Annotated in this window: 11 protein-coding genes and 1 pseudogene; 6 read left to right on the top strand and 6 right to left on the bottom strand. The window is 60.3% G+C overall.

What is annotated here, in order from left to right; all coding sequences use genetic code 11:
• Nucleotides 1-101: 101 nt before the first annotated feature.
• Nucleotides 102-1,034: an IS110 family transposase gene (locus tag AB4O25_RS11010; protein WP_068931592.1), complete on the bottom strand. Its 933-nt coding sequence runs from the start codon at nt 1,032-1,034 to the stop codon at nt 102-104.
• 433 nt (nt 1,035-1,467) lie between these two features.
• Between AB4O25_RS11010 and AB4O25_RS11005 the strand changes: the two genes are divergently transcribed.
• The 3 genes from AB4O25_RS11005 to AB4O25_RS10995 all read left to right on the top strand — a co-directional run bounded on the left by AB4O25_RS11005 (nt 1,468) and on the right by AB4O25_RS10995 (nt 3,574).
• Complete coding sequence (locus AB4O25_RS11005; RefSeq protein WP_017527520.1) at nt 1,468-2,589, top strand: beta-ketoacyl-ACP synthase III; 1,122 nt, start codon at nt 1,468-1,470, stop codon at nt 2,587-2,589.
• Between the two features lie 143 nt (nt 2,590-2,732).
• Nucleotides 2,733-3,347, top strand: coding sequence for an RNA polymerase sigma factor (locus AB4O25_RS11000; RefSeq protein WP_017527521.1), 615 nt, complete (start codon nt 2,733-2,735; stop codon nt 3,345-3,347).
• Nucleotides 3,341-3,574, top strand: coding sequence for an anti-sigma factor family protein (locus tag AB4O25_RS10995; protein WP_017527522.1), 234 nt, complete (start codon nt 3,341-3,343; stop codon nt 3,572-3,574). The genes AB4O25_RS11000 and AB4O25_RS10995 overlap by 7 nt, the downstream gene beginning before the upstream one ends.
• Before the next feature lie 75 nt (nt 3,575-3,649).
• Here AB4O25_RS10995 and AB4O25_RS10990 read toward each other — a convergent pair whose 3' ends face one another.
• Complete coding sequence (locus tag AB4O25_RS10990; RefSeq protein ID WP_017527523.1) at nt 3,650-4,972, bottom strand: putative porin; 1,323 nt, start codon at nt 4,970-4,972, stop codon at nt 3,650-3,652.
• A gap of 283 nt (nt 4,973-5,255) precedes the next feature.
• Here AB4O25_RS10990 and AB4O25_RS10985 point away from each other — a divergent pair, with 283 nt between their 5' ends.
• Nucleotides 5,256-6,380, top strand: coding sequence for a GNAT family N-acetyltransferase (locus AB4O25_RS10985; RefSeq protein WP_460150854.1), 1,125 nt, complete (start codon nt 5,256-5,258; stop codon nt 6,378-6,380).
• Nucleotides 6,381-6,470: 90 nt separating this feature from the next.
• Here the strand turns inward: AB4O25_RS10985 and AB4O25_RS10980 are convergent, their stop codons facing one another.
• The 4 genes and pseudogenes from AB4O25_RS10980 to AB4O25_RS10965 form a co-directional block, all read right to left on the bottom strand.
• The gene (locus tag AB4O25_RS10980; RefSeq protein ID WP_017527525.1) at nt 6,471-8,303 is read right to left on the bottom strand and encodes an ABC transporter ATP-binding protein; all 1,833 of its coding nucleotides are present in this window, start codon (nt 8,301-8,303) and stop codon (nt 6,471-6,473) included.
• 82 nt (nt 8,304-8,385) lie between these two features.
• Entirely contained in the window at nt 8,386-8,949 is a 564-nt protein-coding gene (locus AB4O25_RS10975; RefSeq protein ID WP_017527526.1) for a peptidylprolyl isomerase A, read from the bottom strand.
• A gap of 3 nt (nt 8,950-8,952) precedes the next feature.
• On the bottom strand, nt 8,953-9,756 hold the full coding sequence (locus AB4O25_RS10970; RefSeq protein WP_460150853.1) for an alpha/beta fold hydrolase: 804 nt from the start codon (nt 9,754-9,756) through the stop codon (nt 8,953-8,955).
• Between the two features lie 25 nt (nt 9,757-9,781).
• Nucleotides 9,782-10,693 (bottom strand): annotated as a pseudogene (locus AB4O25_RS10965) (LysR family transcriptional regulator); the annotation flags it as partial.
• 49 nt (nt 10,694-10,742) lie between these two features.
• On the opposite strand from AB4O25_RS10965, the gene AB4O25_RS10960 reads away from it, so the two are divergent.
• Both AB4O25_RS10960 and AB4O25_RS10955 read left to right on the top strand, forming a co-directional pair.
• Nucleotides 10,743-11,057 (top strand): 3-phosphoglycerate kinase, encoded by a 315-nt coding sequence (locus tag AB4O25_RS10960; protein ID WP_017527529.1) that lies wholly within the window; start codon nt 10,743-10,745, stop codon nt 11,055-11,057.
• Nucleotides 11,058-11,208: 151 nt separating this feature from the next.
• On the top strand, nt 11,209-11,808 hold the full coding sequence (locus AB4O25_RS10955) for an FMN-dependent NADH-azoreductase (RefSeq protein ID WP_017527530.1): 600 nt from the start codon (nt 11,209-11,211) through the stop codon (nt 11,806-11,808).
• The last annotated feature ends 25 nt before the right edge of the window (nt 11,809-11,833 follow it).

Genomic DNA, 11,833 nt, shown 5'->3' with positions numbered 1-11,833 from the left:
AGCAACTGTCTTGATGACCCTAACTTTGGCATCGCTTTTTAAGACAGCCAAGCTCCCACAGCTTCAAGCCGTGTGACCTTCAACCACATATCGCTACCGATTCAGGCAGCGTGTTCTTTCCATTCGGCTCTATAACGCAGCATCGCGTTCAGCCTGACTAACAAAACACGCATGCATGCGATTAGCGCAACTTTTGCGCGTTTGCCTTTGTCGCGCAGTGCTTTATAGCGGGCTTGGAATTCAGGCTGTTCCCGGATGACAACCCAGCAGGCCATGTAGAGCGAGCGACGCACGGAAAACCTCCCGCCGCTAATGTGACGCGCACCTTGGTGTTTCCCACTGTCGTTGTTATACGGAGCGAGGCCCGCTAGCGCCGTGATCGGACGCCTGCCAATCTCGCCCAGCTCCGGCAGATATGCCATTAGGCTAGCCGCCGTAATGAGCCCGATGCCCTTAACTGAGCACAGGCGTTCGACCTTTTCGCGGTCTAGCCTGTTGGCGGTTTCGCGAATCAGCTGCTCTATCGCGTTCACAGCCTTGCTCAAGTAGTCGATATGGCTCTGCAACGCCGGTTTTACTACGTCGCAGGAGGCTGTTTTCAGGCGCCTTCTGTCATCGTCCCTCTGCTGAACAAAGTTCTCTCGCTGCTGGACTAACGCGCGCAACTCGTCATGTTCCGGGCTGGTGATTCGGCTGCTTGGTGAGTCGAGAACCGCTGCGAACTGCGCAAGAGACTTTGCGTCTATCGGGTCGGTTTTAGCGTGTTGCCCCATCGCCCTGGAAAAACTCTTGGCCCGACGGGGATTGACGCAGATGACATTAAGGCCCGCAGCCTGAAGCGCCTTCATGACTTTGCGCTCATAACCGCCAGTAGCCTCCAACACCACGCGTCCGACCTGGTGAAGCAATAGCCACCCAATCAACCCAGGGAAATCTTCTTCGGCGTTAGCGCAATTTACCCCAACGTCAACCTGATGAACTCGAGCTTCAAGGCTGTCCTTGGAAACATCAATGCCTGCTGGATAGGAAAACATAGCCAAACCCTCTTACACTAAAAGTGAGAGCGCTCTGGCTTGGCCCACGCTTGTAACTGTTCGAGGTGGGCTCGTTCAACTGTTCGGGCTCATGTCCAGAGCGGAGAAGTGAGTGGCAGCATGGGCTCCCACACGTGCTTTAAGCACTTCGGGCATTCAGCTTGCCACTCACCCTCTCACTCTCAGCTTAATCCCGTATCAAGACACAAGGGGGCTTGCTCCCACATTTAAAAGAGGCGCTTTTGAGAGAGGGCGCCAAATTCCTGGGTTTGTGGCAAACTTCGCCGCTATAAATCCCGGGATCGCCGCAAACGGCGGCGGCCCGATGGAATAAAGCATTGCCAGTTTGATGTCCGCCAGGCGGAATAAAACTACTTAAAGTTTGGTACGACGGTACCAATATCTTCTGCCTGACAGACATAGAGGAACGACCGTGCATAACGTCGTCATCAGCGGCACTGGCCTGTACACCCCTGCCAACAGCATCTCCAACGAAGAGCTGGTGCAGTCTTTCAATACCTATGTGCAACAGTTCAACCGCGACAACGCTGCCGCCATCGAGCGCGGGGACGTGCAGGCGCTGACCGAATCCAGCGCGGCGTTTATCGAGAAGGCATCCGGCATCAAGAGCCGCTTTGTGATGGACAAGGACGGCATCCTTGACCCGCAACGCATGACCCCGCGCCTGCCCGAGCGCAGCAATGACGAGTGGTCGGTACTCTGCCAGATGGCTATCGGCGCTGCCGAGCAAGCCTTGCAGCGCGCCGGCAAGACCGCCGCCGACATCGATGGCGTGATCGTCGCCTGTTCCAACCTGCAGCGTGCTTACCCGGCCATCGCCATCGAAGTCCAGGAAGCCCTGGGCATCGAAGGCTTCGGCTTTGACATGAACGTGGCGTGTTCCTCGGCCACGTTCGGCATCCAGAATGCCGCCAACAGCATCCAGCTGGGCCAGGCCCGGGCGATCTTGATGGTCAACCCGGAGGTCTGCACCGGTCACCTTAATTTCCGCGACCGCGACAGCCACTTCATCTTTGGCGATGCGGCCACGGCGGTCGTCCTCGAGCGCGCCGACCTGGCGACCTCCAAGCACCAGTTCGACGTGGTGAGCACCAAGCTGCTGACCAAGTTCTCCAATACCATCCGCAACAACTTCGGCTTCCTCAACCGCGCGGCGGAGGAAGGCATCGGCGCGCCGGACAAACTGTTCGTGCAGGAAGGCCGCAAAGTCTTCCGCGACGTGTGCCCGATGGTGGCCGAGCTGATCGGCGTGCATCTGGCGGAAAACCAGCTGGAGGTGGCTGATGTGAAGCGCTTCTGGCTGCACCAGGCCAACCTGAGCATGAACCACCTGATCGTGAAGAAGCTGCTGGGCCGCGAAGCTACCGTGGAAGAGGCCCCGGTGATTCTCGATACGTACGCCAATACCAGCTCGGCCGGTTCGGTGATTGCGTTTCACACTTATCAGGATGATCTGCCCAAGGGCGCGGTCGCGGTACTCAGCTCGTTTGGCGCGGGCTATTCAATCGGCAGCGTGATCCTGCGCAAGCGCTGAGAATGCGCTGGCGCGCGATCAACTGCGGGAGCGGGCTTGCGAAAGCGCTCGGCCAGTCACCGGATACTGTGGCTGACACGGCCCCTTCGCGAGCAAGCCCGCTCCCACATTGACCGTATTCCACGGCAAGATCGAGGTTAACGATGGCAGCAGTGGACGACACGCACCTGCTTGAACGTTTGCTCAAGGGTGAGCAGCGGGCCTACAAGGAATTGGTCGTCACCTACCAGAGCGCCATGCGCGCGGTGGCTTATGCGATTGTCGGCCAGCGCCATGCCGATGAAGTGGTGCAGGACGCCTGGCTGTCGGTGGTGCGCAACCTGGGGAAATTCGAAGGGCGCTCCAGCCTCAAGACCTGGCTGCTGACCATCACCGCCAACGCTGCCAAGGGCCGCTACAAACAGAATCGTCGCGAAGTGCTGCTCGACGATTTACCGTCGCCCCACGGCACCATCGGCGATGATCGCTTCAGCCCCGACGACGGTCACTGGGCTGTTGCCCCGTATGCCTGGCACCAGGACACCCCGGAAGCGCTGCTCACCGAAGACGAACTGCGCAAATGCCTGGAACATACGTTACTCAGTTTGTCGCAACTGCAAAGCAGCGTGCTGGTGCTGCGCGAGCGCCAGGGCCTGGAATTGGAAGAGATCTGTAATCTCCTGAGCCTCACGCTCTCCAATGTCCGTGTGCTGTTGCACCGAGCGCGGCTGAAAGTCTTCGCCACGGTGGAGCATTTTGAGGAAACGGGCGAATGTTGACCTGCAAGGAACAAGTGGCGCGATCCAGTGATTATCTCGATGGGCAATTGACCTTTCGCGAGCGTCTGCTGGTGCGTCATCACTTGATGTTCTGCCCGAACTGCCGCCGGTTTATTCGTCAGATGCGCCTGCTGCAGGCGACGCTGAAGATCATGCCGCAGGAGCCGGTGAAAGAGGCTGATGCCCTGGCGCAGCGGCTGGCGGCCGAGCGGCTCAAGGATCTGTAAGACGGTTGCAAATCAAAAACGGCAAGTGACGCGCTTCTCCTTGAAGCGTGCCGCTTGCCGCTTGACGCTGCTTGTTTAGAACTTGGCCTCGGCATCCAACTGCAAGGTATTGGCGTTGGCGTCACGCTGGGTGCGGCTGGCGAAATCCGCCTTGGTCAGGAAGTAGGTGGCGCCGACCGCGAAGTTCTTGTCGATGTCGTAACCCACTTTGAGCTTGTGCCCGCGCGAGCCGGTGGTGCCGTTGGCAAAGTCCGAGTCGGTGAAGGCACCCACCACGGCGTTACGTTGCGTATCGCGGTAGTTGTAGTCCAGGTTGAAACCGAACACCTTGGACTTGGCGCCCAGCAACCAGGCGGTGTCCTGATCGGTAGAGGCGTCGTTGTTTTTCACGTATTGGCCATACAGCGACAGCGGAACAGCCAGGCCGCCGATGTCCAGTTGGCTGAAACCTTCGTACAGGCGGAACTCTTCGTTGGCCGAGTTACCGTTGACCGCCAGGGCGCATGGCGTGGTGGTCGTGGTGCAGCGGCTGTCCTCATCGTTCTGGTAGGCGTACACGCTGCCGCCCACGGTCAGTTTGAGGTTGTCGGTCAGCGCGAAGCGCGAACCCAGTTGGCCGGCCGTCAGGCGCAGGTCGTGACGGAACTGCACGCCGTCGCCGTCCACGTTGTCCTTGAGGTTGTAGTTGCCGATGCTGCCGAACACCTCGGCGCTGCCACCCAATGGGTACTTGTAGGTCAGGGCCAGGCCTTCCGGGTTGATATCGCTATCCCAGATCACGTCGCCCATGTTGACCCAGGGTTGCAGCATCTTGCCGCCGATCACGTGCAGGTTCTTGATCTGGTCGGGGTGGTAGTCGATATAGCCCAGGTCCAGCCAGATCGACTTCTTGTCGAAGTAACCATCCTGGTCCTGGTTGGTGGAACGCGCATCGTCGCCGCCGCCGGTGGCGATACGAATACCGGTGTCCACTTGCGGGTTGATTTCGGTGTAGGCGCCCAGGCGGGCACGAATACGCTGACGGTCCTTGTCGCGCCCGCCGTTGTTGGGTTCGCCATCGATCTTGATGGTTTCCTGACGGAACCGCACATCACCCTTGAACTGCGTCTTGGCGGCCCAGGCCAGCTTCTGGTCGAAGCTGCTCAGCTCGTTGGTTTTTTTCGCGGTGGCCGCGATCTGTTCGTTGGTCTCTTGTTGAGCTTGCCGTGCGATCTGCTGTTCTTTCTGGTCTTTGGCCAACTCACTTTGCAGTTCGGTGTACTGCGCAGCGGTAATCTGGCCGTTGGCCTTGAGCATGTCGAGCAATTTAGCGTCGACTGCGGCGCTGGCCGGAACGCTCAGGGCCAGTAACAGGCCGCCGCACAGGGCCGCCGCAGTTTTAGTGGAAGCAAGACGCATATCAATCTCCGAAAGTGAGGAGGGATGGCAAACCATCCAGGACACAACCGACCGATGACGGACGGAAAAATAGCCGCCTGCTAGAACCAGGCGCTCTAAAAACAGGCGTCAGTATCGCGAGGGTTTATGACGCAGCAGTGGCGAAGTGATGTCATCTACATGACAAATCACTCAGCCTTGGAACTAATGGTTTAGAGCCTTGTCGTGCGATTTGAAGGTGTGCCAGGCCCGCCGATAAGCGATACTCGCCAGGCTTTCACGCCCTGAAGTAGTGAGGATGCCGATGCCGCTGCAACGCCTGGACAGCCTGTCCGAAATCGACCCGCAGGTGTGGGACGCCCTCGCGCCGCAGGCCCAGCCTTTTGTGCGGCATGCGTTCCTGAGCGCACTGGAAGACAGCGCCAGCCTGGGCCCGCAATCGGGCTGGCGACCCGAGCATTTGCTGCACTGGGAGGGTGATCGGCTGGTGGCGGCACTGCCGGGTTATCGCAAGTGGCATTCCTACGGTGAGTATGTGTTCGACCATGGCTGGGCCGACGCCTGTGCGCGGGCGGGTATCGACTACTACCCCAAGCTGCTCACGGCCGTGCCCTTCAGCCCGGTCAGCGGGCCACGGCTATTGGCCGCCAACGCCGAGGATGGCTTTGAACTGCTCAACAGCCTGCCGGGTTATCTGGAAATCGAAGGGCTTAGCAGTGCGCACGTCAATTTCACCGATGCGTTGGCCGATGAGGCGCTGGCCCGGCAACCGGGCTGGATGCAGCGCCTGGGCTGCCAGTTTCATTGGCAGAACCGTGGTTATCGCGACTTCCAGGATTTCCTCGACGCCCTCAGTTCACGCAAGCGCAAGCAGATGCGTAAAGAACGTGAACAAGTGGCGGGGCAGGGCATCGATTTCGAATGGTTGCAAGGTGGTGAACTGAGCGAGGCGCAGTGGGATTTTGTCTACGCCTGCTATGCCAACACCTACGCGGTACGCCGCAAGGCCCCGTACCTGACCCGCGCGTTTTTCAGTCTGCTGGCCGAACGCATGCCCCAGGCCATCCGCGTGGTACTGGCCAAGCAAGGCCCGCGGCCCGTGGCCATGGCCTTCAGCCTGATCGGGGGTGACAGTTTTTATGGTCGCTACTGGGGCTGCCTGGCGGAATTCGATCGCCTGCATTTCGAAACCTGTTTTTACCAGGGCATGGACTACGCCATCGCTCAGGGCCTGCAACGCTTCGACGCCGGCGCCCAGGGCGAGCACAAACTGATTCGCGGGTTCGAACCGGTGATCACCCGTTCCTGGCACTACCTGCGTCATCCGGGGTTGAAGAATGCCGTGGAGGACTTCCTCGAGCGCGAGCGGGTGGGGATTGTGGCCTATGCCGAAGAGGCGAGGGCGGCCCTGCCTTATCGGCAGGCGTGAGTCGTCCCGATAGCACTAACCCGTCAACGCACTGTTGACTGCCCCAGCGCTATCGGGAGCAAGCCCGCTGTGGTAGAGGCGGGGCAGTATTCAATCGATACCCACAAACCCCCCGGTCTGGTGCTGCCACAACCGGGCATACAGCCCCTTATGCGCCAGCAGCTCGGCATGGCTGCCACTTTCGGCAATCTGGCCTTTTTCCAGCACCACCAGGCGATCCATCCGCGCAATGGTCGACAAGCGGTGCGCAATCGCGATTACCGTCTTGCCTTGCATCAGGGTCTCCAGGCTTTCCTGGATCGCCGACTCGACTTCCGAGTCGAGCGCCGACGTGGCTTCGTCCATGATCAGGATCGGCGCGTCCTTGAGCAGTACGCGGGCGATAGCGATGCGCTGGCGTTGCCCGCCCGACAGTTTCACCCCGCGTTCGCCCACGTGGGCATCCAGCCCGGTGCGGCCTTCGGCGTCCGACAGCAGCGGGATGAACTCATCGGCGCGGGCCTTGTGCACGGCGGCCCAGAGTTCTTCGTCGGTGGCGTCGGGCTTGCCGTACAGCAGGTTGTCGCGGATCGAGCGGTGCAGCAATGAGGTGTCCTGGGTGATCATGCCGATCCGCTCGCGCAGGGACTCCTGGGCCACCTCGGCGATGTTCTGGCCGTCGATCAGAATGCGCCCGCCTTGCAGGTCATAGAGGCGCAGCAGCAGGTTGACCAGGGTCGACTTGCCCGCCCCCGACGGGCCGATAAGGCCGATTTTTTCGCCGGCCTTGATCTCAAGGTTCAAGTTGCCAATGATCCCGCTGCGTTTGCCGTAGTGAAAATCCACCTGTTCAAAACGCACTTCGCCGTGGGGCACGCTCAGGCGTGGGGCGTTGTCGCGGTCGACCACCGCCAATGGTTGGGCGATGGTCTTGAGGCCGTCCTGCACGATGCCGATGTTTTCGAAAATGCCGTTGACCACCCACATGATCCAGCCGGACATATTGACGATGCGAATCACCAGGCCCGTGGCCAGCGCGATGGCGCCTACGGAGATCAGCGATTGCGTCCACAGCCACAGGGCCAGGCCGGTGGTGGTGACGATCAGCAGACCGTTCAGCACGGTGATCACCGCATCCATGCTGGTGAGCACGCGTGCCGCCAGCTGGGTTTTTTCGGTTTGCTCAATGATCGCTTCCTTGGCGTATTCCTGCTCATTCTGCGTATGGGCGAACAGCTTCAAGGTGGTGATGTTGGTGTAGCCGTCGACGATGCGGCCCATGAGTTTGGAGCGCGCTTCGGAAGAAATCACCGAGCGTTCCTTGACCCTTGGCACGAAGTAACGCAAAGCCAGGCAGTAGCAAATGATCCAGGTGATCAGCGGGATCATCAGCCGCCAGTCGGCCTCGGCAAACAACACCAGCGAAGTGATGGCGTAGATCGATACATGCCAGATGGCCTCCGCGGTTGCCACCGCAGAGTCACGCAGGGCGTTGCCGGTTTGCATGATGCGCTGGGCAATGCGCCCGGCGAAATCATTCTGGAAGAAATTCAAGCTCTGCTTGAGCACGTAGCTGTGGTTCTGCCAGCGGATCTGGCTGGTCATGCCGGGGTTGATGGTCTGGTGCACCAGCAGATCATGCAGGCTGTTGAAAATCGGCCGCAGCAGCAGGGCGACCACGGCCATCCAGATCAGCTCGGCGCTGTGCACTTGGAAGAAGTTGGCGGGCGGTGTGCCCTGGGCCAGGTCGATAATGCGGCTCAGGTAGCTGAACAGCGCGACTTCGATCAATGCGCCGACCAGCCCCACCACGAGCAGCGCGGCAAAGCACGGCCACACCTGGCGCAGGTAGTAGAGGTAGAAGGGCAGGACTTTATCGGGCGGGGCGGCGCTGGGGGCGTCGCGGAAAATATCGATCAGTTGTTCAAAACGACGATAGAGCATTAGGGTTGACGCCCGCCGGGCGGGCTCTCCTTTCAAATGCGCGCGCAGCCTTGTGGGCTACGCGCGAAGCTTCCTGCAAACCTCAGTCGATGCGCTTGGCCGACTTGATGATCACAGGATCGATTGGCACGTTTTGCATGCCCTGCTTGGTGGTGGTCTGGGAGTTGACGATGATGTCGACCACGTCCATGCCCTTGACCACTTTGGCGAACACGGCATAACCGGCATCGCGACCTGGGTCGAGGAAGGCATTGTCGGCCACGTTGATGAAGAACTGGCTGGTGGCCGAATCCGGGTTCGAGGTGCGGGCCATCGACAGTGTGCCGCGCACGTTATGCAGGCCGTTGCTGGCTTCGTTCTTGATCGGCGCTTCGGTCGGCTTTTGCGACATCTGCTGGGTGAAGCCGCCGCCCTGGACCATGAAGCCTGGGATCACCCGGTGGAAAATCGTGTTGGTGTAAAAGCCCTTGTCGACATAGGCCAGGAAGTTCTTGGTACTGATCGGCGCCTTCACCGGGTCCAGTTCGATTTCAATCTGGCCGTTGGTGGTGTCGAGCAAAACGTGCGGCGCCTTGGCCGGCTCAGCCGCCATCAGGTTGGCAGCGAACAAGGCGGAACCGGCAAAGAAGGCGATTTTTTTCAGCATGGGTCAGTGATCCTGGGTAGTGGTGTCGACGGTCGTTAGAAAGTCGAGCAGGGTAGCGTTAAAGACTTCGGGTTGATCCAAGGGCGTGGCGTGACGGGAATCCTCGATCACCACCAGTCGCGCATCGGGCAGCAGTTTTACATAGATTTCTTTCTGGGCCACGGGGGGGTAGTCGTGGTCGGCGCTGATGACCAGGGTTGGACAGGTAATCCGCCAAAGTCGTTCCTGCACACCCCAGCCCACAATCGCATCGAAGCTGGCGAGATAAGCACGTTTGTCGTTTTTTGCCCAGCGTTCGGCCATCTTGCGGCGCAGGTCGGCCTGCTCCGGTTTGGGAAATAATCGGTCACCCAGCGCCTTGCCGATGGTGCTCAGGCTGAGTACGCGGGCCAGGGTCCGGCGCTTGGCCCATTGCCAGTAATCATCGGCGCTGCGCACTTTTACCTCGGGGGCACTGTTGACGATGCACAGGCTCCTGACCAGGGCGGGTTGGTCCACGGCCAACTGAAACGCGATCATGCCGCCCATGGACAGGCCCACTACATGGGCGGGCGGCAGGTTCAAGTGGTCGAACAGTGCCAGCAGGTCATGGGCAAACCCCTGGATGCTGTAGCGCTCGCGGGGTTTGTCGGAGCGCCCGTGGCCGCGAACGTCGACCACGACCAGGCGGTAGTGCCTGGCCAGTACCGGCACTTGCAGTTCCCAGTCCTGGCTGCTGGAGCCGAGGCCGTGGATCAGCAGCAGCGGGGTGCCGTGGCCGTATTCCTCGTAGTGCAGGCTGCAGTCGTCGTGGTCGAACCAGGCCATGCATGAACTCCGTCTCAGGCTTGCCGGGGGCGGCGAAAGGTGCGTCCAGCGGGGCCGTGTCAAAAGTGCGCAGCAACTCCACCAGGATCTGCGTTGCGGGCCCCAAGGGTTTGTCTTTGTTTGAGTACAGGTAGAACGTAGGGTGGCGGCTGCCACCCTGCTCCAAGGGTAGTTGCTTGAGCACGCCCTCGGCGAGTTCGCGCTCGATCATGTGCCGGGGCAACCAGGCAAAGCCCAGGCCGCTGCCGACGAAGGATGCCGCGGTGGCCAGGCTGCCGACGGTCCAGCGCTGCTCGGCGCCGAGCCAGCCCACATCGCGGGGTTGCTGGCGGCCGGAGTCGCGGATCACCACTTGCATCTGGCTTTCCAGGTCCTGGAAGCTCAGCTCGCGATTCATGCGGTGCAGGGCGTGCTCGGGATGGGCCACGGCGACGAATTCCACGTCGCTCATTTCCGTGCCCAGGTAACCGGGGATGCTGAAGCCGCAGATCGCCAGGTCGGCCACGCCCTCGATCAGCAGTTCCTCGACGCCCGACAACACCTCTTCACGCAGGCGCACGCGGCAGCCACGGCTCTGCGGCATAAAAGCGCTGAGCGCACGTACCAGGCGTGCGTTAGGGTAGGCGGCATCGACCACCAGCCGCACTTCGGCTTCCCAGCCCTGTTCCATATGGTGGGCGAGGTCTTCCAGTTGGCTGGCGTTTTTGACTAACTGCCGGGAGCGCCTCAATAGCACTTCGCCGGCATCGGTCAGCACCGCCTTGCGCCCATCGATGCGCAGCAGTGGCACGCCGAGCTGGTCTTGCATGCGGGCCACGGTGTAGCTCACCGAGGACTGCGAACGGTGCAGCGCTTCGGCCGCCTGGGCGAAGCCGTCATGGTCGACCACGGCTTGCAGCGTGCGCCATTGATCGAGGGTAACGCGGGGCGCTTTCAAGATAGGTTCCTCTTGTCCTAAGCTGGCGGTCCTTATTGGAGACTGCCGAATGAGAAAATTCTGTTGTGTGTTGCTGGCGCTGCTGCCGATGAGCGCGTTCGCCTACCCCATCGACGTGACCAAAAAGATCGATGGCGTGAGCGTGGACTACACCGCCTCCGATGTGGACGGCGACATCAGTTCGATTCAACTCAATAACTACGGCACCCGAGACGCGGTGTGCTCAGTAACCTTCACCAACGGCCCGGAAGCGCCGCGACGTCGCACGGTCACGGTACCGGTGGGCAAAAGCACCAACACCACGGTGAAGTTCAACCGCGCCATTATCAAGATGCGTATTGCCCTGGCTTGCGCGCCGAAATAAAGCGGCAGCGGAGCATGCCCACAGGAATACTCCGCTTATCAACAAATTTCTAGATGGGTTGCAGCAGTTTTTTGCGCTTTTTTATCGAATGAGCCTTGGTTAATCTTTTCTCCATCGACTTACAGCAGTTTCAGATGGAGCCTACGAAGCCATGTCCAACGTTCTGATCATCGAAAGCAGCGCCCGCCAAACGGATTCGATCTCCCGCCAATTGACCCGGCAGTTCATCAGCCAATGGCAGGCCGCCCACCCGGCGGATCGGATCACCGTGCGTGACGTGGCCCGTGAACCGGTGCCGCACCTGGACGCCAACTTGCTCGGCGGCTGGATGAAACCGGCGGAGCAGCGCAACGACGACGAACAGATTTCTCTGGACCGCTCCAACGAGTTGACCGACGAACTGCTGGCCGCCGACGTGCTGGTCATGGCTGCACCGATGTACAACTTCGCCATCCCGAGCACCTTGAAAGCCTGGCTGGACCACGTGTTGCGGGCCGGCGTGACCTTCAAGTACACCGCGACCGGACCGCAGGGTTTGCTGACCGGCAAGCGCGCCATTGTGCTCACCGCTCGCGGCGGCATTCATACCGGCGCCAGCTCCGATCACCAGGAACCGTACCTGCGCCAGGTCATGGCCTTTATCGGGATTCACGATGTGACTTTCATCCATGCCGAAGGGGTGAACCTGAGCGGTGACTTCCAGGAGAAGGGCATCAATCACGCCAAGGCGCTGATCGCCCAGGTGGCGTGATCCTTTAATCGTCACGTAATCGCCC

This window comes from Pseudomonas sp. S3_A03 (assembly GCF_054668275.1).
This window is presented reverse-complemented; position numbering and strand designations above follow the sequence as displayed.

Coding starts and splice junctions, on each gene's coding strand:
- AB4O25_RS11010 (WP_068931592.1), bottom strand. CDS start 1,034: ATGTTTTCCTATCCAGCAGGCATTGATGTTTCCAAGGACAGCCTTGAA.
- AB4O25_RS11000 (WP_017527521.1), top strand. CDS start 2,733: ATGGCAGCAGTGGACGACACGCACCTGCTTGAACGTTTGCTCAAGGGT.
- AB4O25_RS10995 (WP_017527522.1), top strand. CDS start 3,341: ATGTTGACCTGCAAGGAACAAGTGGCGCGATCCAGTGATTATCTCGAT.
- AB4O25_RS10990 (WP_017527523.1), bottom strand. CDS start 4,972: ATGCGTCTTGCTTCCACTAAAACTGCGGCGGCCCTGTGCGGCGGCCTG.
- AB4O25_RS10985 (WP_460150854.1), top strand. CDS start 5,256: ATGCCGCTGCAACGCCTGGACAGCCTGTCCGAAATCGACCCGCAGGTG.
- AB4O25_RS10980 (WP_017527525.1), bottom strand. CDS start 8,303: ATGCTCTATCGTCGTTTTGAACAACTGATCGATATTTTCCGCGACGCC.
- AB4O25_RS10975 (WP_017527526.1), bottom strand. CDS start 8,949: ATGCTGAAAAAAATCGCCTTCTTTGCCGGTTCCGCCTTGTTCGCTGCC.
- AB4O25_RS10970 (WP_460150853.1), bottom strand. CDS start 9,756: ATGGCCTGGTTCGACCACGACGACTGCAGCCTGCACTACGAGGAATAC.
- AB4O25_RS10960 (WP_017527529.1), top strand. CDS start 10,743: ATGAGAAAATTCTGTTGTGTGTTGCTGGCGCTGCTGCCGATGAGCGCG.
- AB4O25_RS10955 (WP_017527530.1), top strand. CDS start 11,209: ATGTCCAACGTTCTGATCATCGAAAGCAGCGCCCGCCAAACGGATTCG.